17 protein-coding genes and 1 tRNA gene are annotated in these 22,666 nt (G+C 71.1%); 3 read left to right on the forward strand and 15 right to left on the reverse strand.

The annotated features are described in order from the left end of the window. Positions 1-32 precede the first annotated feature (32 nt). Positions 33-2,702, reverse strand: coding sequence for a DNA polymerase I (polA, locus tag ACXKZB_RS10720; protein WP_488823127.1), 2,670 nt, complete (start codon positions 2,700-2,702; stop codon positions 33-35). Positions 2,703-2,802: 100 nt separating this feature from the next. Here polA and ACXKZB_RS10725 point away from each other — a divergent pair, with 100 nt between their 5' ends. Beyond that, a complete protein-coding gene (locus ACXKZB_RS10725) occupies positions 2,803-3,171 on the forward strand; it encodes a PaaI family thioesterase (RefSeq protein WP_340197692.1) in 369 nt (122 codons plus the stop codon). A gap of 7 nt (positions 3,172-3,178) precedes the next feature. Here the strand turns inward: ACXKZB_RS10725 and ACXKZB_RS10730 are convergent, their stop codons facing one another. The 5 genes from ACXKZB_RS10730 to ACXKZB_RS10750 form a co-directional block, all read right to left on the reverse strand. Beyond that, complete coding sequence (locus ACXKZB_RS10730; protein ID WP_488823128.1) at positions 3,179-3,649, reverse strand: GNAT family N-acetyltransferase; 471 nt, start codon at positions 3,647-3,649, stop codon at positions 3,179-3,181. A gap of 275 nt (positions 3,650-3,924) precedes the next feature. After that, a complete protein-coding gene (locus ACXKZB_RS10735; protein WP_022905562.1) occupies positions 3,925-4,530 on the reverse strand; it encodes an ANTAR domain-containing response regulator in 606 nt (201 codons plus the stop codon). A 90-nt stretch (positions 4,531-4,620) separates the two neighbouring features. Then, a tRNA-Leu gene (locus ACXKZB_RS10740) sits at positions 4,621-4,702 on the reverse strand. 12 nt (positions 4,703-4,714) lie between these two features. Beyond that, a complete protein-coding gene (locus tag ACXKZB_RS10745) occupies positions 4,715-5,782 on the reverse strand; it encodes a HAMP domain-containing sensor histidine kinase (RefSeq protein ID WP_488823129.1) in 1,068 nt (355 codons plus the stop codon). Between the two features lie 435 nt (positions 5,783-6,217). Next, positions 6,218-6,901 carry a response regulator gene (locus tag ACXKZB_RS10750; protein ID WP_340197646.1) on the reverse strand — a complete coding sequence of 228 codons (684 nt, stop codon included), beginning with the start codon at positions 6,899-6,901 and terminating at the stop codon, positions 6,218-6,220. 147 nt (positions 6,902-7,048) lie between these two features. Between ACXKZB_RS10750 and ACXKZB_RS10755 the strand changes: the two genes are divergently transcribed. Further along, positions 7,049-7,522, forward strand: a complete 474-nt coding sequence (locus tag ACXKZB_RS10755) for a hypothetical protein (RefSeq protein WP_488823130.1) — start codon at positions 7,049-7,051, stop codon at positions 7,520-7,522. Positions 7,523-7,601: 79 nt separating this feature from the next. Here the strand turns inward: ACXKZB_RS10755 and ACXKZB_RS10760 are convergent, their stop codons facing one another. Genes ACXKZB_RS10760 through exaC form a run of 3 tightly spaced genes read right to left on the reverse strand, consistent with a single transcriptional unit; the run spans position 7,602 to position 10,772 of the window. Next, positions 7,602-8,780, reverse strand: a complete 1,179-nt coding sequence (locus tag ACXKZB_RS10760; protein WP_488823131.1) for a GAF domain-containing protein — start codon at positions 8,778-8,780, stop codon at positions 7,602-7,604. A gap of 52 nt (positions 8,781-8,832) precedes the next feature. Further along, entirely contained in the window at positions 8,833-9,231 is a 399-nt protein-coding gene (locus ACXKZB_RS10765; protein WP_488823132.1) for a DUF779 domain-containing protein, read from the reverse strand. Further along, complete coding sequence (gene exaC, locus ACXKZB_RS10770; protein ID WP_488823133.1) at positions 9,231-10,772, reverse strand: acetaldehyde dehydrogenase ExaC; 1,542 nt, start codon at positions 10,770-10,772, stop codon at positions 9,231-9,233. Before exaC ends, ACXKZB_RS10765 begins: the two co-directional genes overlap by 1 nt. A gap of 150 nt (positions 10,773-10,922) precedes the next feature. Here exaC and ACXKZB_RS10775 point away from each other — a divergent pair, with 150 nt between their 5' ends. After that, positions 10,923-11,462, forward strand: coding sequence for an HdeD family acid-resistance protein (locus ACXKZB_RS10775; RefSeq protein WP_185021342.1), 540 nt, complete (start codon positions 10,923-10,925; stop codon positions 11,460-11,462). On the opposite strand, the gene ACXKZB_RS10780 is transcribed toward ACXKZB_RS10775, so the two are convergent. The 6 genes from ACXKZB_RS10780 to lgt form a co-directional block, all read right to left on the reverse strand. Further along, a complete protein-coding gene (locus ACXKZB_RS10780) occupies positions 11,401-12,678 on the reverse strand; it encodes an acyltransferase family protein (protein WP_488823134.1) in 1,278 nt (425 codons plus the stop codon). The two genes, ACXKZB_RS10775 and ACXKZB_RS10780, sit on opposite strands and share 62 nt — an antisense overlap. A gap of 37 nt (positions 12,679-12,715) precedes the next feature. Next, positions 12,716-13,810, reverse strand: a complete 1,095-nt coding sequence (locus ACXKZB_RS10785; protein WP_488823135.1) for a VIT1/CCC1 transporter family protein — start codon at positions 13,808-13,810, stop codon at positions 12,716-12,718. Positions 13,811-13,940: 130 nt separating this feature from the next. Beyond that, on the reverse strand, positions 13,941-15,386 hold the full coding sequence (gene pyk / locus ACXKZB_RS10790) for a pyruvate kinase (protein ID WP_111083936.1): 1,446 nt from the start codon (positions 15,384-15,386) through the stop codon (positions 13,941-13,943). A gap of 105 nt (positions 15,387-15,491) precedes the next feature. Next, complete coding sequence (locus tag ACXKZB_RS10795; protein WP_123312479.1) at positions 15,492-16,952, reverse strand: glutamate synthase subunit beta; 1,461 nt, start codon at positions 16,950-16,952, stop codon at positions 15,492-15,494. Beyond that, positions 16,945-21,462, reverse strand: coding sequence for a glutamate synthase large subunit (gene gltB / locus ACXKZB_RS10800; protein WP_488825883.1), 4,518 nt, complete (start codon positions 21,460-21,462; stop codon positions 16,945-16,947). Before gltB ends, ACXKZB_RS10795 begins: the two co-directional genes overlap by 8 nt. A 202-nt stretch (positions 21,463-21,664) precedes the next feature. Further along, on the reverse strand, positions 21,665-22,663 hold the full coding sequence (gene lgt, locus ACXKZB_RS10805; protein ID WP_456795578.1) for a prolipoprotein diacylglyceryl transferase: 999 nt from the start codon (positions 22,661-22,663) through the stop codon (positions 21,665-21,667). Positions 22,664-22,666: the final 3 nt, after the last annotated feature.

A 22,666-nucleotide genomic window follows, 5' to 3' on the forward strand; every position in this document is an offset into this window, starting at 1 on the left:
GACCCTATCCACCAGCGCCGTCCGGCACGCGGTCAGTGCGCCGCGCTCTCCCAGTTCGCGCCGACACCGACCGAGACGTCGAGCGGCACGGTGAGCTCGGCGGCGTTGCCCATCCGGGTGCGCAGGATCTGCTCGACGCGCTCCTGCTCGCCGGGCGCGACCTCGAGGATGAGCTCGTCGTGCACCTGCAGCAGCAGGTGCGACTCGAGGCCGCCGTCGCGCAGGTCCTCGTCGACGCCGAGCATCGCGATCTTCATGATGTCGGCAGCCGAGCCCTGGATCGGCGCGTTCAGCGCCGCGCGCTCGGCGTTCTCGCGCAGGACGCGGTTCGGGCTCTTCAGGTCCGGGAACGGGCGGCGACGGCCGAAGATCGTCTCGGTGTAGCCGTCCTCGCGCGCCTGCTCGACGACGTTGCGCAGGTAGTCGCGCACCGCGCCGAACCGGGCGAAGTACTCGGTCATGAGCGTCCGGGCCTCGGACTGCTCGATCCGCAGCTGCTTCGACAACCCGAACGCGCTCAGCCCGTAGGCCAGGCCGTACGACATCGCCTTGACCTTGGTGCGCATCTCGGCGGACACCTCGGCCGGCTCGACGCCGAACACCCGGGCGCCGACGAACCGGTGCAGGTCCTCACCCTCGTTGAACGCCTGGATGAGCCCGGGGTCGCCCGACAGGTGCGCCATGATGCGCATCTCGATCTGCGAGTAGTCGGCCGTGATGAGCGTCGTGTAGGGCTCGGCGACGGCGAACGCCGACCGGACCCGGCGCCCCACGGCGGTCTTCACCGGGATGTTCTGCAGGTTCGGGTCGGTCGACGAGATGCGGCCGGTGCTGCTGCCCGTCTGCTCGTACCGGGTGTGGATGCGCCCGTCGACGATCGCCGCGTCGAGCGTGTCGACGATCTGGCGGAGCTTGGTGGCGTCGCGGTGCTGCAGCAGCAACCCGAGGAACGGGTGCGGGTGCTGCTCCTGCAGGTCCGCCAGGCTGGCGGCGTCGGTCGAGAACCCGGTCTTCGTCTTGCGGGTCTTCGGCATCGCGAGCTCGGTGAACAGGACTTCCTGCAGCTGCTTCGGGGAACCGAGGTTCACCTCGTGTCCGATCTCGGCGAACGCCTGCTGCGCCAGTTCGGCAGCACGCTCCCCCAGTTCCTTCGACAGCCCCGTGAGCACCGGACGGTCGATCCCGACGCCGATGGTCTCCATGCTCGCGAGCACCGACACCAGCGGGAGCTCGATGTCGTCGAGGACCGTGAGCGACGACTCGTCGAGCCGGGCACGGAGCGCCGTGGTGACCCGCAGGACGAACCACGCGTGCACCCCGACGTTCACCGGGTCGGTCTCCGGCACGAGCTGGTTCGGGTCGGCGGTGGGGAGCTCTTCGCCGAGCTCCTGGTAGACGAGGTCGGCCAGCGGCTGCCCCTGCTTGCCGGGCTGGGCGAGCCACCCCGTGATGCGAGCGTCACCGGCGACGCCGTTCACCACGAAGCCGGCGGTCCCGAGCGCCTTGATCGCCGCCTTGGCGTCGTGGAAGTGCTTCGGGGCGTCGGAGGCGAACCACGCCGACAGCTGCTCGTAGTCCTTCGCGCCGCTGCCGCCCGGGACCTGGACGGCGTCGTCGTGGGTCGCGATGCCGATGGTGCTGAGCCGGCCGTCGATGACCTCGACGGCGACGCCGTAGCCGTTCGCCGCCTCGGACGCGTTGCGCCGCTCGAGCCAGTAGCCGAGTTCCTCGTCGATCAGGGTCTTGACCGACGGCGGGGTCGCGGCCCCGTCCGTCACCCCGCCCTCGGCCGGCTGCTCGGACGGCTCGCCCGAGCCGGCGACCTTGAAGACACGGTCGAGCAGCGTGCGGAACTGCAGCTTGGCGAACAGCTCACGCACGGCGGTCTCGTCGAGGGGCCGGAGCGCGACGTCGGCCGGGCCCACCGGCAGTTCGACGTCCGTGACCAGACGGTTCAGCCGGCGGTTCCGGACGGCCCGGTCCTGCTGCTCGCGCAGGTTGTTGCCGACGACGCCCTTGATCTCGTCGGCGTGCTCGAGGACGCCCTCGAGCGAGCCGTACTGGGTGACCCACTTGACCGCGGTCTTCTCGCCGACCTTGTCGATGCCGATCAGGTTGTCGCTGGTCTCGCCCACGAGGGCCGCGATGTCCGGGTACTGGTGCGGCTCGATGCCGTAGCGCTCGTACACCTTGTCGCGGTCGTACCGGGTCAGTTCGGACACGCCGCGGACCGACGGGTAGAGCAGCGTGACGTCGTCGTTGACGAGCTGGATCGCGTCGCGGTCGCCGGAGACCACGTAGACCTGGTACCCCTGCGCAGCACCCTGGGACGAGAGGGTCGCGAGGATGTCGTCGGCCTCGTAGTCCTCCTTCGTCACCGTGGTGATGCCCATCGCCTCGAGCGCCTGCTGCAGCAGCGGGATCTGGCCCTTGAACTCGGCCGGGGTCTCGGAACGGGTGCCCTTGTACGCCTCGTACTCACGGGTGCGGAACGAGAACCGGGAGATGTCGAACGCGACCGCCAGGTGGGTCGGCTTCTCGCGCTGCAGGAGCATGAGCAGCATCGAGATGAAGCCGTGGATGGCGTTCGTGTGCTGCCCGTCGCGGTTCACGAAACTGTCGACCGGCAGTGCGTAGAAGGCCCGGAAGGCGAGCGAGTGGCCGTCGATGACCATGAGGGTAGGCTTTGCGGAGTCCGACACCCGGACAGCCTACCGACGCCATCCGACACGGGAGTTCGAGCGCGTGACCGACGAAGCCACCATCACCGGGAACGTCGACGAGCGCCTCGCGGCCCGCGGGATGGGTGAGCTCGCCGACAAGATGGGCATGGTCATCACCGAGATGACGGCTGACCGTGCCGTCGGCAGCATCCCGGTCGAGGGCAACCGCCAGCCGGTCGGCCTGCTGCACGGGGGCGCCTACGTCGTCCTCGCCGAGAGCCTCGGTTCGATGGCCGCGAACGTGCACGCCGGCGAGGGCCGCTACGCCGTCGGCATCGAGCTGAACGCTTCGCACACCCGCAGCGCCACGTCCGGCACCGTCACCGGCGTCTGCACCGCGATCCACCTCGGCAGCACGCTCACCACGCACGAGATCGTCATCACGGACGACCAGGGGCGGCGCTGCTCCACCGTCCGCATCACCAACCTCATCCGCGAAGCACGCTGAACCGTCGTCAGTCCTCGGGCGGACGCTGCAGCAACAGGCGCGCATCGCCGAAGCCGAGCCGCCGGTAGAGCCGCTCGCCGTCGACGCTCGAGTGCACCGAGGTCCGCTCCACACCGAGGTCGTCGGCGATGTCGAGCAGTGCCGTGACGAGTCGTCCGGCGACGCCGAGCCCGCGCAGGTCGGGGTGCACGTAGACGGTCTGCACGTCGGCGGTCAGGCGTCGCCCCGGCCGGTCCGGGGTCGGCGGCCGGGCGACGAGTCCGAGCCACGCCATGCCGAGCACCGCGCCGTCGCGCTCCGCGACCACGCACCGGTGCGTGTCCGGGTGTTCCAGGGCGAAGGCCGCCATCGCCGCGCGGTAGTCGTCCGGCGTCGCGGCCGGCTCGGCGCCGCCTTCGCCGACACTCCACCGCCACCGCAGGTCGGCCACCGCCGGCATGTCGTCAGGCCGGGAGGCCCGGATCACCACGTCGTCCACAGCTCCAGCCTGCCAGGTGGTCGCCTCCACCGCCTCACGCTTCGTCCTCACGAGCGCATGCGTCCGCACACTCCGACAGAACACGCGTCGATCAACCGGAGGCTTGTCGGAACATGCACACGCAGACGATGCGTCCGCATACTCCGACAGAACACGCGTCGATCGACCGGTGTCGTGTCGGAACGTGCACACGCACCGCGTGCCGCACTCGCCGGGGAACGCAGCAGCGCCGCCGGACCGGGGTCCGGCGGCGCTGGTGTGAGCGACGGGTGGTGCTACTTCTTGGCGCTGAGCTGCTCGATGATCGCCTTGGCGACGTCGTGCATGGTCAGGCGGCGGTCCATCGAGGCCTTCTGTATCCAGCGGAACGCCTCGGGCTCGGTGAGGCCCATCTTCTCGTTGAGCAGGCCCTTGGCGCGGTCGACGAGCTTGCGCGTCTCGAAGCGCTCGACCAGGTCGGCGACCTCGGCCTCGAGCGTGATGATCTGCTGGTGCCGCGAGAGGGCGATCTCGATCGCGGGGAGCAGGTCGTTCGGCGTGAACGGCTTGACCACGTAGGCCAGCGCGCCGGCCTCGGTGGCACGCTCGACGAGGTCCTTCTGGCTGAACGCCGTGAGGAGGACCACCGGAGCGATGTGGTTCTTGGACAGCTTCTCGGCTGCGGAGATGCCGTCGAGCTGGGGCATCTTGACGTCCATCACGACGAGGTCGGGACGGAGGTCGGTGGCGAGCTGCACGGCGGTCTCGCCGTCGCCGGCCTCACCGACCACGTCGAACCCGTTGTCGCGGAGGATCTCGACGATGTCGAGGCGGATGAGCGACTCGTCCTCGGCGACGACGACGCGACGGGGTGCTGTTGCAGTTGCTTCTGTGTCACTCACAGCCGCAAGCCTACTAGACGCCGGATGTTGCGTTGTACGAGTGGCGGGACGCGGTACCGGAACAGCCCCGCACGCCGTGAGCCTGCGTTGTACGAGTGGCGGGACTTGAACCCGCACGCCGTGAGGCAGAGCATTTTGAGTGCCCCGTGTCTGCCGATTCCACCACACTCGCGAGGCCTCCAGGCTAGCAGGACCCCCGCCCCTCGACCGCCGCCGGCAGCCGCAGCTCGAACACCGCACCGCCGAGCAGGCCGACCTCGTGGCCTTCGCCGTCCTCGGCGTGCTGCAGGGACCCGCCGTGCGCCTCGGCGATGCCCCGTGCGATCGGCAGTCCCAGTCCAGCTCCGCCGGAACGGGCGTCGCGAGCGGCCTCGAGCCGGACGAGTCGGTCGAAGACCCGCACGCGGTCCTGCACCGGGATGCCCGGACCGTCGTCCTCCACCCGGACCACGGGGCCCGCTCCCCGGTCGTCGAGCGAGACGACGATCCTGCCCGCGGGTCCGGCAGCGCGGGCGGCGTTGTCGACGAGGTTGGCGACGACCTGGGCGAGCCGCTCGGCGTCGACGTCGGCGCACACGGGCCGCTCCGGCACCACGACCTCGAGCGCGACGGACGGCAGCCGCAACCGCAGCCGGTCGCCCTCCGCCACGAGGAAGGCGCCGAGGTCCACCGTTCGTCGGTCGAGTTCGATCCCCCGATCGAGCCGGGCCATCGTGAGCATGTCCTCGACGAGCCGCGCGGCGCGGTCTGCCTGGCGGACGACGTGCACGGCGAGCACCTCGCGCGTGGCGACGTCGCCGCCGCCGCGCACGAGCGTGTCGGCCGCCGCACGGACCCCGGCGACCGGCGTGCGCAGCTCGTGCGCGGCGTCGGAGAGGAACGAGCGGACCCGTGCCTCCGCGGCGACGGCCTCGCGCTCCGCGCCCTCGACGGCGTCGAGCATCTCGTCCATGGCGACGGCGACGCGACCGATCTCGGTGTCCTGCCGCGAGGGTCGGAGTCGCCGGCCGCGGTCGCCGCCCGCGATCGACCGCGCGGTCGTCGCCATCTCGTCGAGCGGCCGCAGGGACCGACGGACGACGAGCACCACACCGAGGACGGCGACCCCGAGGAACGCCGCGGAGGCACCGCCCATCACCCAGCCGAGCTGCACCAGGGTGTCCTGCACGTCGCGGGTGCCGACGGTCAGCGTGATGCGGGTGCCGTCGTCGAGCCGGCTCACGAGGGTGAGCACCCCGTCGCCCTCGCGCACGGTCGACGACGAGATCGTGGCGCCGTCCGCGGTGGTCGTCGGCGTGGCCGCGGCCGTGGGCGCGGTCCCACCGACGAGTCCGCTGCCGCGCGGTACGGTCGCCGGCAGGCCGCCTGGATCCGGCGGGGCCCGTCCGCAGCTGGTCCGGCGTCGGACCGGCCTCGACGGCCCCGCCGTCCGGCCCGACGATGCGCACCGACAGCCCCTGCGCGGAGAGCCGGTCGGCGAGGTCCTCGGCGTCGACGGTCCCGACGAGTGCGGCGGCGGCCGATGCCCGGTCGCGGAGCCGGTCCTCGGCCTGGGCGCGCAGCCGGATGCCGAGCAGCACCTCGACGGCGACCGCCAGTCCGGCCAGCAGGACCGCGAGCAGGACCACGATCGCGACGACCGTGCGCAGCCGCAACGAGGTCGTCCGGAGCGGGCCGCTCTCGCCCGTCACGCCGCCGTCCGCTCGTCGCTCAGCCGGTACCCGATGCCGCGGACGGTGTGCACGAGCCGCGGCCCGTGCGCCTCCATCTTCCGTCGGAGGGCGCTGAGGTGGACCTCGACGACGTTCGCCGCGACGTCGTCGTAGCCCCACACCTGCGTCGTGATCTGCCCCTTCGACACGGTGCGACCCCGGCTCTCGGCGAGGAACCGCAGCAGTCGGAACTCCGTCGCGGTGAGGTCGAGCAGGACCCCGGCACGCCGAGCGGTGGCGGCGTCCGGGTCGAGGACGAGGTCGCCGACCTCGACGACCGACGGGATCCGCCCGCGCCGCCGGAGCACCGCCGTCACCCGCGCCACCAGCTCGGCCATCGCGAACGGCTTCACCACGTAGTCGTCGGCGCCCTCGGCGAAGCCGCGCAACCGCTCGTCGAGCTCGTCCCGCGCGGTCATCATCACGACGGCGGCGTCCGAGGTGGAGCGCACCCGCCCGGCGAGCACGATGCCGCTCGGCCCGGGCAGCATCCAGTCCAGCAGGACGAGGTCGGGTGCGGCGCGGCGGAGGTCCTCGACGAGGTCGCGTCCGTCGGACGCCTCGGCGACGGTGAAGCCCTCGGCACGCAGGGTCGTCGCGACGGAGGTCCGGATGGAGTCGTCGTCGTCGACGACCAGGATTCGAGCGGGAACAGGCACGGCGGACACCGTAGGGCGCTCCGGCAGCCACCGAGCATGGAGGACGCTGGAGAACCCCTGTGCTTCAGGCATGCTTCAGATTCGGACTCGAGCGTCGTCTCCAGCGGCGGATCACCCGGATCTGCCCGGTCACGGAACGGAACCACCATGTTCGACGAACGAGACGACTCGACCACCACCACCCCGCGACGCCGCGCACTCCTGCGACGGGTCGGGATCGGCACGGCCGCGGCCGCGGTGCTGGTGCTCGGCGGGTTCGGCATCGCCACGGCGAACGCCGCGACGCCCGCCCCGGCGCCGAGCGCCCCGACTGGTGCGCCGACCAGCGCGACCACACCGGCCCCGGTTCCGTCGGACGGCGACACCGCGACGGTGCCCGCACCGCCCGCGGGCGGCCCCGCGACGGCGCCCGGCTGCACGGCACCGCCGACGGCCGGCGAGCACGCGACCGTGCCGGCGCCGCCGAAGGGCCACGCGGGGAAGGCCCCGACCCCGCCGGAGGACGGTGCGAAGGCCACGGCGCCCACCCCGCCGCAGGACGGTGCGAAGGGCACGGGCACGATGCCCACCCCACCGGCTCCCGACGCGACCAGCGCGCCGGCGCCGACCTCCGGTTCCTGATCACCAGGCCGGGAGGCGCGCGCCGTCGGCGATCTCGACCGCGCGGGGCGCGCCTCCAGGCCGGGTCGTCGCGACCGACTCAGGGACCCTCGAGCGCCTCGATCGCCGCCACGAGACCGGCCCGTCGCGGCGACCGCCGCGGCAGGACCGCGAGCAGCGCGCGGAGCACGCGGCCGTCCGCTGCGCCGTCGGGCGTCCGTGCCCACGCGAGCAGCGCCTCGACACTGCCGTCCGCGACGACCGACTCGCGGAACCGACCGCGCACCAGGTCGCGCACGGCGTCCACCCCCGGCGCAGCCGACCCCGGCAGGACCGGCCCGGTGTACCGGTCGACGGCCTGGAGGCGCGCCCCGCGGTCGAGCGCGGACAGCACGGTGTCGACGTCGGTCGCCATCCCGGTCACCCGGTACGGACGCGACGTCACGGTCACGCCCGACGCGTGCTCCGCGAGGACCCGACGGAGCCGCACCACCTCGGCGCGCAGTGTCACGACGGCACCGGCGTCGCCGTACACCGCGTGCGCGAGGTCGGCTGCCGCCAACCCGTCGGGGTGGGCGGCGAGGACGACGAGGAGCTCGGAGTGCCGCGCGGACAGCTGCACACGGCGGTCGCGGATGCGCAGGACGGCGGTGTCGGTGCCGAGGACCGTCAGCTCCGCGCCGGGCGCGGCCGGCGTCGACACGGCGGGTCCGGGGAACCGGCTCGCGGCGAGGGCGAGCCGTGCCTCGGCGGCGGCGACCGTGGCCGCGAGGAGCGAGAGGGTGTGCCGTTCGACCGCCCGGTCGTCGCCCGTCAGGTCGAGCACACCGACGGTGGACCCGTGGGCGTCGTGCACGGGGACGGCGGTGCACGACCACGGCTTCACGGCGTTGGCGTAGTGCTCGTCGGAGCGGATCTGCACCGGCCGGTCGAGACGCAGGGCGGTGCCGGGTGCGCTCGTGCCGACGCGGTCCTCGGCCCAGTCGGCCCCGGGGACGAAGCCCATGTCCTCTGCCGCTCGTCGGGCCGTCCGCGCTCCGTCGACCCACACGAGCCGGCCGGAGGCGTCACCGACCGCCAGGACGCACCCGGCGGAGCGGGTGTCGTCGAGCAGGAGGTGCCGGACGACGGGCAGCAGGGTGGCCAGCGGGCCGTCACGGCGGGCGGCGTCGAGCTCGTCGTCGCCGAGGGCGAGTGCGGGGACCGCGTCCGGGTCGACCGCCGCGGACCGCCGCCAGGACGCGGCGACGAGTGGGCGGAGCCGGTCGGGTGCGCGCATGCGTCCTCCGATCGACCCCACCCGCCGCACCGTCGCGACGAGTACGGCCAGCCTACGTCCGGCGTGCGACCGGGACCAGGCCGAGATCCGCCAGCTCGGCGTCGTCGAGCATCCGCGACCGGGTCAGGAACCGCTTGCCCTCGGGGCTCTCCACCGAGAACCCGCCGCCGCGCCCGTCGACGACGTCGATGGTGAGGTGCGTGTACTTCCAGTACTCGAACTGCGACACCGACATGTAGACCTCGACGGGGTCGATGTCGTCCACCTGGAGCGCCCCCAACAACACGTCGCCGGAACCGGTCCGGAACATGCCGACCGGGTAGCACATCGGGCTCGATCCGTCGCAGCAGCCGCCCGACTGGTGGAACATCAGGGGGCCGTGCCGGGCGGCGAGGGTGCGCAGCAGCTCCCCCGCCGCCGGCGTGACCGCCACGCGTGCGGTGTCGGGCATCAGAAGAAGCCCATCGGACCGTCCGCGTAGGACACGAGCAGGTTCTTCGTCTGCTGGTAGTGGTCGAGCATCATCTTGTGGTTCTCCCGCCCGATGCCGGACTGCTTGTACCCGCCGAACGCCGCACCCGCGGGGTACTGGTGGTACGTGTTCGACCACACCCGTCCGGCCTGGATGTCCCGACCGGCGCGGTACAGGGTCGTCGCCTCGCGGCTCCACACCCCGGCGCCGAGTCCGTACAGGGTGTCGTTGGCCGTGGCGATCGCGTCGTCGTAGCCGCTGAAGGAGGTCAGCGCGAGGACCGGACCGAAGATCTCCTCCTGGAAGATCCGCATCGAGTTGACCCCCTCGAACACCGTCGGCGTGACGTAGTACCCGCCGGACAGCTCGCCACCGAGGTCCGCGCGTTCCCCGCCGGTGAGCAGCTTCGCGCCCTCCTGCTTGCCGATGTCGATGTAGCTGAGGATCTTCTCGAGCTGGTCGTTCGACGCCTGCGCGCCGATCATCGTGGAGAGGTCGAGCGGGTGCCCCTGCTTGACGGCGCGCACCCGGTCGAGGCCGTCGGCGACGAACCCGTCGTAGATCTCCTTCGCGACGAGCGCCCGGGACGGGCAGGTGCAGACCTCGCCCTGGTTGAGGTTGAAGAAGGTGAAGCCCTCGAGCGCCTTGTCGTAGAACGAGTCCTTCTCGGCCGCGACGTCGGGGAAGAACACGTTCGGGCTCTTGCCGCCGAGCTCGAGCGTCACCGGGATGAGGCTCTGCGAGGCGTACTGCATGATCAACCGGCCGGTGGTGGTCTCGCCGGTGAACGCGATCTTCCGGATGTCCGGGTGCTGGGCGAGCGGCGCACCGACCTCGATGCCGAACCCGTTGACGACGTTGAGGACGCCGGCGGGCAGCAGATCGTGGATGAGCTCGACGAGGACGTGGATCGAGGCCGGAGTCTGCTCGGCGGGCTTCAGCACGACGCAGTTGCCCGCGGCCAGGGCGGGTGCGAGCTTCCACACGGCCATCAGGATCGGGAAGTTCCAGGGGATGATCTGCCCGACCACGCCGAGGGGTTCGTGGAAGTGGTACGCCACGGTGTCGTGGTCGATCTCGCCGGCCGAGCCCTCCTGCGCCCGGATCGCTCCAGCGAAGTAGCGGAAGTGGTCGATCGCGAGCGGGATGTCGGCACCGAGGGTCTCGCGGATCGGCTTGCCGTTCTCCCACGTCTCGGCGACGGCGAGCATCTCGAGGTGCTCCTCCATCCGGTCGGCGATCTTGTTGAGGACGACCGCGCGCTCGGCGGCGCTCGTCCTCCCCCAGCTCGGGAACGCCTTCCAGCCCGCTGCCACCGCACGGTCCACGTCGGTGGAGTCCCCGCGGGCGACCTCGGTGAAGACCTTGCCGGTGACGGGGGTCGGGTTCTCGAAGTACTGCCCACTCGCCGAGGGGACGTACTCGCCGCCGATGAAGTGGTCGTACCGCGACCGGTACTGGACGAGGGAGCCCGGTTCACCGGGTGCCGCGTAGGTGGTGGGCGATGGTGCGATGGTCATGGTGGTGGCCTTTCGACGACGCTGTCGGGGCACGTTCGGATCGCGTGCCTGCTCGCACGGTACGTCGGCGGGGGTTGCATCCGGTTGCACCGGCTCGCCGACGGCCGGGTAGCGTTCGGGACTCCAGCGGTCCGATCAGGAGGAGTGTCCGTGGATTCTCGTGCCGTCCGCACGTTCCGGGTGTTCGTCGTCGTCACCGCGGTCGTCGCGATCGCCCTGGGGATCGTCGCCATCGCGTGGCCGCGGCCGTCGCTCGTCGTCGTCGCACTGCTGTTCGGCGTCTACCTCGTCGTCGCCGGCGCCCTGCGGGTCGTGGCGTCGGTGCGGGGACACGGGACGCCGACGGTCTGGCGGTGGACGTCCGGCGTGGTGGGTGCGCTCGTCGCGGTCGCCGGTCTGGTGGCGCTGCTCGATCCGGCGATCCCCCTGGTCGTCTACGCCGTGCTCGCCGGGGTCGGCTTCGTCGTCGAGGGCATCGTCTCGATCGTCGGCGGCTTCGTCGGCCACCCGGGTTCGTCCCGCGTGCCGACCCTGGTGAGCGGAGTGCTCTCGATCCTCGGCGGCGTCGTCGTGCTCGTCGCGCCGGGCCTCGCGCTCACCGTGTTCATGGTCTTCGCGGGCATCGCGCTCATCGTCGTCGGCGCCGCGGCCCTGCTGCTGCTGCCACCACGCGCCGCCCTCCGCCGCTGACGGGCGCCGCCTCGACCGCCGAGGACTCCTCCGGCACGGATCGGCCACCGAACAACTGCGCGAGCTCCGCGCGCTGGTGGCTGTTCATGAACGGCCGCTCCACCGTCACCGCGAACAGGACGCAGACCGCGACAGCAGCTGGTGCGACGACGAGGAGCATCACCGCGAACTGCACCGGTGTCGGCAGGTCGAGCGGCAGGAGGAGCAGGTTCCCGAGTGCCAGGAGCGGACTGTGCACGAGGAACACGCTGTACGACATGAGTCCGAACTGCACGAGACGACGTGCGCCGAGGATCCTGCGGACCCGGTGCGTCCCTGCCTGCCCGGTGCGCTGACCGTCGGCGAGCACCATGAGCAGCAGTGTCGTCCCGACTCCGGCGACGACCCCGGTCACCTCGGCCGGCAGCTTCCCGGGCACGACGGCCACCGATCCGAATGCGGCCGCGAGCGCGACGAGTGCGAGCGCCAGGACGGACCGGTGGTGACGCATCGCCACGGCGACGAGCCGAGGCCGACGTCGAGCCAACTCGTCCGACGGCCCGACCACGAGGTACGCCCCGTACATCCCGATGCCGAAGACCGCCAGGAAGTGGGGCGCCGACCACGCTCCGACTCCGGTGGCGATCGACGCCACGGCCAGCGCGCACGAGAGCGCGATGACCACGACGGGGTGGGTGCGGCGCCACAGGAACAGGAGGACCGGCATGAGGAGCATCAGCTGCAGCTCGATCGGCAGGCTCCAGAGCGTGCCGTTGATCGTCGTGATCCAGTCGGGCGAGGCGTTGTGGACGAGGAACACGTGGGCGACGATGCTCTGCAGGGTGACCGGGATCTTGTCGTCCCACACCGTCCCCTGCGGCTCGTTCATCGCCGGGATGAACGCGATGAGTGCGAGCGCCAGGACCAGCGCTGCGAGGTACGGCGGAACGAGGCGGCGGACACGACGCTTCGCGTACTCGCCGTACCGGCTCCCGAGCCGGAGGTCACGGCGCTGGGAGACGGCGATCATCAGCGTGAACCCCGAGATCGCGACGAAGGCCGGCACGCGGAGGTCGCCGGCGTTGAGCAGCCGCCAGACGACCGGCATCGATGCCTGCAGCGCGCCGGTCTCGCCGGTGTAGCGCGACATGTGCGCCAGGACCACGAAGGCAGCGAGGATCCCGCGCATCCCGTCGATGTGGGCGAGGTCGAGACGGGGTGAGCGAGCAAGCGACATCACAACAGCATGTCACATTTCGGATATGAACACCAGGTCAGGCTGCACCCGTGCCGAACAGCAGTCCGAGCGCGTAGGTCACCACCGCGGCAGCGAACCCGATCGCGAGCTGCCGGAACGCCCGCTTGCCCGGCGACGCCCCGCTGAGGACGCCGACGACCGCTCCCGTGCCGAGCAGCGCGAGCCCGACGAGCGTGCCGGCCACCGCGATGGCCGCCCACCCCTGCATGCCGAACAGGAACGGCAGCACCGGGATGATCGCGCCCGAGGCGAAGAACAGGAAGCTCGACACCGCGGCGCTCAGGCCGTTCCCGACCGCCTCGTGGTGGTCGGCGACGGGCACCGGGCCGGTCGCCGGACGACGCTCGCCGATGCCGGACAGCACGTGGGCGGCGTGCTCGGTCGCCTCGGCCTCGGTCATGCCGCGGGCCCGGTACACCAGGGCCAGCTCGTTCGCGTCGACGTCGAGGTCCGCCACGGCACGTCCGGCCTCGGGGTGCGGTGCGGACGCCTCGAGCAGTTCACGCTGCGACCGGACCGAGACGTACTCCCCCGCGCCCATCGAGAGGGCGCCGGCGAGCAGGCCGGCGATGCCGCTCAGCAGGACGAAGTGCCGGTCCGCGCCCGAGGCGCTGATGCCGATGATGAGCGCCAGGTTCGACACGAGTCCGTCGTTGGCGCCGAAGACCGCCGCGCGGAACGTGCCGGACAGCCGCATGCGGCCGCGGTTCGCCAGCCCGCGGACGACCTCGCCGTGGATGCGCTCGTCGGCCGCCATGCTCGCGGTCGCGTCGTCGTCGTCGGCGTACGGCGAGCGGTCCTCGGCGCGCTGCATCAACGCGAGGACGAAGACCGATCCGAACCGCTTGGCCAGCGTCGCGAGGACGCGGGTGCGCAGGCTGCCGCGCTGCGGACGTCCGACGTCGTCGCCGAGCAGGTCGAGCCAGTGCTGCTCGTGCCGTCCCTCGGCCTCGGCCAGCGCCGCGAGGATCTCGCGTTCCTCGCCGGACCGCCGCGCGGCGAGGTTGCGGTAGACCGCCGCCTCCGCACGCTCGTCGGCCAGGTAGCGGCGCCAGCGGCGGACGTCGGCGCGCGGCGCCGTGGATGCGGACGGGAGGCTCACAGCAGCCATCCTGCCGCCTCCGGCCGACAGGCGGTCACCACCACGGCCCGGGGAACGCGGCAGGGCGCGGACCGGAGGCGACGCGTGTTCGTGCGCCGGGCCTCCCGTCCGCGCCCTGTCGGCGTCGGGATCCTTCGGATCAGTCCCGCACGTAGGCCGGAGCGGCCTCGGCGTGGGCGTCGCCCACCCGGTGCACGCGCAGGTCGTTCGTCGAGCCCTCGATCCCGGGAGGGGAACCGGCCGTCACGATGACGCGGTCGCCCGGGGCGGCCAGGCCGTTCTCGAGCAGGACGTCGTCCACCTGCGAGAAGAGCTCATCGGTGTGGGTCTTGCGCTCGACGAGGAACGACCGGACACCCCAGGTGAGCGCCATGCGGCGACGTGTGGCCTCGTTCGGGGTGAAGGCGATGATCGGCAGGCCGTGGCGCAGACGCGACATGCGTCGCGCGGAGTCGCCGGACTCGGTGAACACGCAGAGGTACGAGGCCTCGGTGAACTCCGCGATCTCGACCGCGGCGAGCGTGATCGCACCGCCGAGGGTGCGCGGCTTGGTGCCGAGCGGCGCGATGCGCTCGAGGCCGTGGTCCTCGGTCGACTCGACGATACGGGCCATCGTGCGGACCGTCTGCACCGGGTACTCACCGACGCTCGTCTCGCCCGAGAGCATGACGGCGTCCGCGCCGTCGAGCACGGCGTTCGCGACGTCGGAGGTCTCCGCACGCGTCGGGATCGGCGACGAGATCATCGACTCGAGCATCTGCGTCGCGACGATGACCGGCTTCGCCATGCGGCGGGACAGCTCCACGGCGCGCTTCTGCACGATCGGGACGGCCTCGAGCGGCAGCTCGACGCCGAGGTCACCGCGGGCGACCATGATGCTGTCGAAGGCGTCGATGATCTCCTCGAGCGCGTCGACGGCCTGCGGCTTCTCGACCTTGGCGATGACGGGCAGGCGCTTGCCCTCCTCGTCCATGATCTCGTGGGCACGGTCGACGTCGGCGGCGTTGCGCACGAACGACAGCGCGATGAGGTCGGCGCCCTGACGGATCGCCCACCGGAGGTCGGCCTCGTCCTTCTCGCTCAGTGCGGGGACGTTGACGGCGACGCCGGGCAGGTTGATGCCCTTGTTGTTCGACACCGTGCCGCCGACGACGACCTCGGTGCGGACGCGGACGCCGTCGGTGTCGAGCACGCGCAGGCGGACGCGACCGTCGTCGATGAGCAGCGGGTCGCCGGGCTTGACGTCCTGGGGCAGGCCCTTGAACGTCGTGCCGCAGATCTCCTTGGAGCCGGGGACGTCCTCCGTCGTGATGGTGAACACGTCGCCGACCGCGAGGTCGTGCGGGCCGTCGGCGAACTTGGCCAGACGGATCTTCGGACCCTGCAGGTCGACGAGGATCGCGACGGGCTTGCCGAGTTCCTCGGCCGCGCGACGGACGTTCACGTAGTTGGCCTCGTGGACGCTGTAGTCACCGTGGCTGAGGTTGAGTCGGGCGACGTCGACGCCCGCTTCGATGATCTCCTTGACGGTCTCGTAGTCCGACGTTGCCGGTCCGAGCGTCGAAACGATCTTTGCGCGTCTCAATGGATTCCTTCGTGGTGGTGGATGGTGCTTGGGTTTCCGCGCTGTGGGGCCGCGCGGAACGAAGCGAGGCCACCAGCACCTTATCGAGTGCGGGTGGCCCCTCGGTCACGAGATCGAGATCGCGCGGTCCGTCGCCTTCACCGGCGCGGGCAGGATCGTCGAGCCCTCGAGGTACTCGTCCACCTTCGCCGCCGCGGCTCGCCCCTCGGCGATCGCCCAGACGATCAGGGACTGCCCGCGGCCGGCGTCGCCGGCGACGAACACGCCCGCCTCGTTCGTCGTGTAGTCGGCGCGGCGGTCGAGCGCACCGGACACCGTGGTCGGCAGCCCGAGCTGCGGTTCGATCGTGTCCGCCTCGGGACCGGTGAAGCCCATCGCGACGAGGACGAGGTCTGCGGGGATCTCGCGCTCGGAGCCGGCCTTCGGCACGCGACGGCCGTCGAGGTACTCGGTCTCGGCGACACGGAGAGCACGGACCTCGCCGGCCTCGTTCGCCAGGAACTCGACCGTCGAGGCGAGGAAGTGCCGCTCGCCGCCCTCCTCGTGGGCGCTCGTGACCTCGAACACGGTCGGGAACATCGGCCACGGCTGCTCGGACGGACGCTCCAGCGGCGGCTGCTTGCCGATCGCCAGGTTCGTCACGCTCAGCGCGCCCTGCCGGTGTGCGGTGCCGATGCAGTCCGCCCCGGTGTCGCCGCCGCCGATGACGACGACGTGCTTGCCCTCGGCGGTCAGCTGGTTGTCGACCCGGGTGCCGGCGTTCGCCTTGTTCTGCTGGACGAGGTAGTCCATCGCGAAGTGCACGCCCTCGAGGTCGCGCCCCGGGATCGGCAGGTCACGCGGCACCGTGGCGCCGGTGGCGACCACCACCGCGTCGTAACGCGACTTCAGGTCGTCCCAGGTGATGTCGCGGCCGATCTCGACGCCCGCACGGAAGCGGGTGCCCTCGGCCTGCATCTGGGAGAGGCGCGCGTCGATCTGGCGCTTCTCCATCTTGAAGTCGGGGATCCCGTAGCGGAGCAGCCCGCCGATGCGGTCGTCGCGCTCGTAGACGGCGACGGTGTGCCCGGCGCGCGTGAGCTGCTGCGCGGCGGCGAGCCCGGCGGGGCCGGACCCCACGACGGCGACGGTCTTGCCCGTCAGACGCTCCGGCGGGTGGGGGGTGACCCAACCGTTCTGGAACGCGTCGTCGATGATCGAGACCTCGACTTGCTTGATCGTCACCGGCGGCTGGTTGATGCCGAGCACGCACGAGGACTCGCACGGGGCGGGGCACAGCCGGCCCGTGAACTCCGGGAAGTTGTTCGTCGCGTGCAGCCGCTCGATGGCCTGCCGGCCCTCACCGCGCCAGGTGAGGTCGTTCCACTCCGGGATCAGGTTGCCGAGGGGGCAGCCCTGGTGGCAGAACGGCACGCCGCAGTCCATGCAGCGGCCGGCCTGGCGCTTGAGGGCGCCGGACTCCTGCTGCTCGTAGACCTCTTTCCAGTCCATGAGCCGGACGGGCACGGGTCGCCGTGCCGGGAGCTCGCGTTCCTGGACCTTGAGGAATCCCTTGGGGTCAGCCACCGGTCACCTCCATGATTCTGTTCCACACGATGTCGCCGTCGGGGTCGAGCCCCTCGTCGACGGCGCGTTGGCGGGTCTCGAGCACCGCTGCGTAGTCCCGCGGCAGCACCTTGACGAAGTCGCTCAGGTCGCCGGACGCGAGCAGGTCGGATGCCAGCGTCGAACCGGTCTCCTCGGCGTGCCGGGTGAGCAGGTCGGTGACGATCTCGACGTCGGCGCTGTCCAGTGCCTCGAGTCGCAGCTCCCCGGTCGCGAGCGCGTCGGTGTTGACGTGCTCCTCGCGCAGACCGCGGACGTACGCGGTGCCGCCGGACATGCCGGCGCCGAGGTTGCGGCCGGTCTCGCCCAGGATGAGCGCGAGGCCACCGGTCATGTACTCGAGCGCGTGGTCGCCGACGCCCTCGACCACCGCGGTCGCACCCGAGTTGCGCACCAGGAACCGCTCGCCCACGATGCCGCGGATGAACATGCTCCCCTGGGTCGCGCCGTAGCCGATCACGTTGCCGGCGATGACGTTCTGCGCCGGGTCGAAGCCGGAGCCGGCGTCGGGGCGCACGATGATCTCGCCGCCGGACAGGCCCTTGCCGACGTAGTCGTTGCTGTCACCGATGAGTCGCAGCGTGATGCCGGCCGGCACGAACGCGCCGAGCGACTGTCCGGCCGAACCACGCAGCGTGACGTCGATCGAGCCGCTGGGCAGCCCGTGCTCGCCGTACCGCTTCGTGACCTCGTGGCCGAGCATCGTGCCGACCGCGCGTTCGGTGTTGCGGATGGGCAGGTCGAGGGCGATCGAGCCGCCGTGGTCGAGCACGTCGGCGGTCTGCTGGATCAGGCCCACGTCGAAGTGGTGCTCGAGCTCGTGGTCCTGCTCCCGCTGGTGGCGACGCGGCTCGGCGGCCTCGAAGTGCGGGCCCGCGAGCACCGGGGCGAGGTCCAGCCCTGACGCCTTCCAGTGCTCGAGGGCACGGTCGACGTCGAGCGCGTCGGACTGGCCGATCGCCTCGTCGAGCGTACGGAACCCGAGCTCGGCGAGGAGCTCCCGCACTTCCTGCGCGATGAACTCGAAGAAGTTCACGACGAACTCGGGCTTGCCGGAGAAACGCTTGCGGAGCTCGGGGTTCTGCGTCGCGACGCCCACCGGGCAGGTGTCGAGGTGGCACACCCGCATCAGGATGCAGCCCTCGACGACGAGCGGGGCCGTGGCGAAGCCGTACTCCTCGGCGCCGAGGAGCGCCGCCACGACGACGTCGCGCCCGGTCTTCATCTGACCGTCGACCTGCACGACGACGCGGTCGCGCATGCCGTTGAGCATGAGCGTCTGCTGCGTCTCGGCGAGACCGATCTCCCACGGGGTACCGGCGTGCTTGAGCGAGTTGAGCGGGGACGCGCCCGTGCCACCGTCGTGGCCGGACACGAGCACGACGTCGGCCAGCGCCTTCGTCACGCCGGCCGCGACCGCACCGATGCCGGACTGGCTTACGAGCTTGACGTGCACGCGAGCGTCCGGGTTGGCGCGCTTCACGTCGAAGATCAGCTGCTTGAGGTCCTCGATCGAGTAGATGTCGTGGTGCGGCGGCGGCGAGATGAGGCCGACGCCGGCCGTGGCGTGCCGGGTGCGGGCGACCCACGGGTACACCTTCTGCGGGGGCAGCTGGCCGCCCTCGCCCGGCTTCGCACCCTGCGCCATCTTCAGCTGGATGTCGGTGGCGTGGGTGAGGTACATGCTCGTCACGCCGAAGCGTCCGGAGGCGACCTGCTTGATCGCGCTGCGGCGCTCGGGGTCGAGCAGCCGGTCGACGTCCTCGCCGCCCTCGCCCGTGTTCGAGCGACCACCGAGACGGTTCATCGCGATGGCGAGGGTCTCGTGGGCTTCCTTCGAGATGGAACCGTACGACATCGCGCCGGTGTTGAAGCGCTTGACGATGGACTCGATCGACTCGACCTCGTCGAGCGCGACGGGCTTGCGGAGACCGTGCTTGAACCGGAACAGCCCACGGAGCGTCATGAGCTCCTCGGACTGGTCGTCCACGGCGCTCGAGTACTCGCGGAAGATGTCGTAGCGGCGCGCACGGGTGGCGTGCTGCAGCCGGAAGACGGTGTCCGGGTTGAACAGGTGCGGGGGTCCCTCGCGACGCCACTGGTACTCGCCACCGGTCTGCAGCCGCTCGTGCGAGAGCACCGCGCCGTCCTGCGGGTACGCCTGGGCGTGCCGCTCGGCGTTCTCCTTCGCGATGACGTCGATGTCGACGCCGCCGAGGATCGACGACGTGCCGGTGAAGTACTTGTCGACGAACTCCTGGCTGAGCCCGACTGCTTCGAACGCCTGCGCACCGGCGTAGCTCGAGACGGTCGAGATGCCCATCTTCGACATGATCTTGAGGACGCCCTTGCCGAGCGCCTTGATCACGTTCTTGACGGCCTGCTCCGGGGTGATCCCCGTGATCATGCCGGCCCGGACCAGGTTCTCGCAGGTCTCCATCGCGAGGTACGGGTTGATCGCCGAGGCGCCGTACCCGATGAGCGTGGCCACGTGGTGGACCTCGCGCACGTCGCCGGCCTCGACGATCAGACCGACCTTCATGCGCTGCTCGGTGCGGATCAGGTGGTGGTGGACGGCCGCGAGGAGCAACAGGCTCGGCACGGGTGCCTGCTCGGCGTTGCCGTCGCGGTCGGACAGCACGATGAACTGCTTGCCCGACTCGATCGCGGCGTCGACCTCGTCGCACACCGCGGCGATGCGCTTCTGCATCGCCTTCTTGCCGGCGTCGACGCGGTACAGGCCCTTGATCGTGACGGTCAGGTGCCGACCCGACTCGGTCTCGAAGTGCTGCACCTTCGCGAGCTGGTCGTTGTCGATCACCGGGAAGTCGAGCGTGATCTGCTTCGCGTGCTCTGGCCCGGCCGACAGGAGGTTTCGCTCCGGACCCAGGCCCATGCCCATCGAGGTGATGACCTGCTCGCGGATCGAGTCGAGCGGCGGGTTCGTCACCTGCGCGAACTGCTGCGTGAAGTAGTCGAACAGCAGCCGCGGCCGCTGGGAGAGCACGGCGATCGGGGTGTCGGAGCCCATCGCGCCGAGCGGTTCCGCGCCGACCTGCGCCATCGGGCGGAGCAGGATGCGGACCTCTTCTTCGGTGTACCCGAACGCACGCTGCCGACGGGTGACCGATGCCGGGGTGTGCACGATGTGCTCACGGTCGGGCAGGTCGTTCAGGTTGATGCGGCCCTGGTCGAGCCACTCGCCCCACGGTCCGGACGACGCCAGACCCTGCTTGACCTCGTCGTCCTCGATGATGCGGCCGGCCTCGGTGTCCACGAGGAACATCCGGCCGGGGCGCAGACGCCCCTTGCGGACGACCTTCGCAGCGGGCACGTCGATGACACCGGTCTCGGACCCCATGACGATGAGGCCGTCGTCGGTGACGAGGAAGCGTCCGGGGCGCAGCCCGTTGCGGTCGAGCGTCGCGCCGACGAGCGAACCGTCGGTGAACGTGATGGCGGCCGGACCGTCCCACGGCTCCATGAGCATCGAGTGGTACTCGTAGAACGCTCGGAGCTGCGGGTCCATCCCGACCTGGTTCTCCCAGGCCTCCGGCACCATCATCGACACCGCGTGCGGCAACGTCCGGCCGGTCAGGGTGAGGAGCTCGAGGACCTCGTCGAACGACGCCGAGTCGCTCGCACCGGGGCTCACGATCGGCAGCAGCGGAGCCATGTCGCCGAGCAGTTCGCTCTCGAGCTGGGACTGCCGTGCGCGCATCCAGTTGCGGTTCCCGCGCACCGTGTTGATCTCGCCGTTGTGCGCGATCGTCCGGAACGGCTGGGCGAGCGGCCACGACGGGAAGGTGTTGGTGGAGTAGCGCGAGTGCACGATCGCGAGCTTCGACGCGAAGCGCTCGTCACTGAGGTCCGGGTAGAACGGCTCGAGCTGCAGCGTCGTGACCATGCCCTTGTAGACCATGGTGCGGCTCGACAGCGACATGAAGTACAGGTCGTTCGCGTGCTCGGCGCGCTTGCGGAGACGGAAGGTCTGGCGGTCCAGGGCGATGCCGCTCCACGACGCGCCGTGCACGTCGTGCCGCACCGAGGCGACGAACAGCTGCTCGAACGCGGGCATTGCCGCACGGGCCAGGGTGCCGAGCACGTCGGGGCGCACCGGGACCTCGCGCCAGCCGAGGACCTTCAGGCCCTCTTCGCGGGCGAGCCGCTCGACGGCGCCCTTCGCCGCGTGCCGGTCGCCCTCGTCCTTCGGCAGGTAGGCGGTGCCGACCGCGTACTCCCCCGCCGCCGGCAGGTCGAACGGCACCACGGCGCGCAGGAACTCGTCCGGCACCTGGCACAGGATGCCCGCGCCGTCGCCGGTGCCCGCGTCCGAACCGACGGCCCCGCGGTGCTCGAGGTTGCGGAGGGCGCCGAGCGCGGCGTCGACGATGTCGTGGCCGGGCGTCCCGCGCAGTGTCGCGACCATCGCGAGACCGCAGGCGTCCTTCTCGTTCGCCGGGTCGTACATGCCGGTGGCGTCGGGGATCGCCGAGAACCGACGGTGCGCCGGCACGAGGTTCTTCGGTGCCGAGGGCTGGAGTGGCTGGAGCGCCATGGGGGAACCGTCCTCACGAGGAAGTGGAACAGGGACAGCGGTGGCCCGGTGGTGCGTTCCGCCCGGACGGGGCGGGACTGGTGCCCGTGCCCCGCTTGTGGCGGGGAGGGTGCTCCTAGGCGCGATCAGTGGGAGTCGTGACCGCTCCGGAGCCCTGGACCACGAGGTCGTCGTCGTCGCCCTCGTGCTCCGAGAAGGTGTCGTCGGAGTCTACATCGGACTTCGGACGCGGCTCGCGACCGGGCAGGTACGGGCTCGGCTCCTTGCCGGTGTGCCGACGGGTCTGCACGATGAAGATGACGATGCCGAGCAGGATGGCGGCGAACGACATCCAGACGTTCGTGCGGATGCCCGCGAACGTCTCGCTGGTGTCGACGCGGATCGACTCGAGGAACGACCGGCCGACCCCGTACCAGATCAGGTACAGGGCGAGGACCTTGCCCCACTGCAGCGTGAACTTGCGGTCGAGCAGCAGGATGACGACGACGCCCAGGACGTTCCAGATGATCTCGTACAGGAACGTCGGGTGGAACAGCGTGCCCTCGGGCAGGCCCTTCGGGAACGCGGCGTTCGTCGACTCGATCTGCAGGCCCCAGGGCAGGCTGGTCGGCATGCCGAAGAGCTCGTGGTTGAAGTAGTTGCCGAGCCGGCCGAACGCCTGCGCCAGCAGCACCCCGGGCACGACCGCGTCGATGAAGGACGTGAACCGCAGACCGACCTGTCGGCAGCCGATCCACGCACCGACGGAACCGAGGATCAGGGCACCGAAGATGGCGAGCCCGCCCTCCCAGATGTACAGGAAGGACAGCGGGTCGATGCCGGGGCCGAAGTAGTCGGACACGTGCGTGAACACGTGGAAGAGCCGTCCGCCGATGATCCCGGCGGGCACCGCCCAGATCGCGATGTCGATGATGATCCAGCGCTCCACCCCGCGTGCGTTGAGGCGGCGGTTGGCGAGCAGCACCGCGGCGACGATCCCGAGCAGGATGCAGATCGCGTAGGCGTGGATGCGGAAGTCGAGCGGCAGCGACCAACCGAACGCGTCGCGCAGCCAGGCGGTCAGGTCGAAGTACTGCCAGGCGGTGCTCGGGCTCGGGATGCTCAGGAGGGGCATGGA

The sequence above is a fragment of the Curtobacterium sp. ABR8 genome (assembly GCF_057812125.1).

Bases quoted from the DNA above. Each gene is read 5' to 3' on its own strand.
- ACXKZB_RS10725 (WP_340197692.1), top strand. From the start codon at position 2,803: ATGGGTGAGCTCGCCGACAAGATGGGCATGGTCATCACCGAGATGACG.
- ACXKZB_RS10755 (WP_488823130.1), top strand. From the start codon at position 7,049: ATGTTCGACGAACGAGACGACTCGACCACCACCACCCCGCGACGCCGC.
- ACXKZB_RS10760 (WP_488823131.1), bottom strand. From the start codon at position 8,780: ATGCGCGCACCCGACCGGCTCCGCCCACTCGTCGCCGCGTCCTGGCGG.
- ACXKZB_RS10765 (WP_488823132.1), bottom strand. From the start codon at position 9,231: ATGCCCGACACCGCACGCGTGGCGGTCACGCCGGCGGCGGGGGAGCTG.
- exaC (WP_488823133.1), bottom strand. From the start codon at position 10,772: ATGACCATCGCACCATCGCCCACCACCTACGCGGCACCCGGTGAACCG.
- ACXKZB_RS10780 (WP_488823134.1), bottom strand. From the start codon at position 12,678: ATGTCGCTTGCTCGCTCACCCCGTCTCGACCTCGCCCACATCGACGGG.
- ACXKZB_RS10785 (WP_488823135.1), bottom strand. From the start codon at position 13,810: ATGGCTGCTGTGAGCCTCCCGTCCGCATCCACGGCGCCGCGCGCCGAC.
- gltB (WP_488825883.1), bottom strand. From the start codon at position 21,462: ATGTACGACCCGGCGAACGAGAAGGACGCCTGCGGTCTCGCGATGGTC.
- lgt (WP_456795578.1), bottom strand. From the start codon at position 22,663: ATGCCCCTCCTGAGCATCCCGAGCCCGAGCACCGCCTGGCAGTACTTC.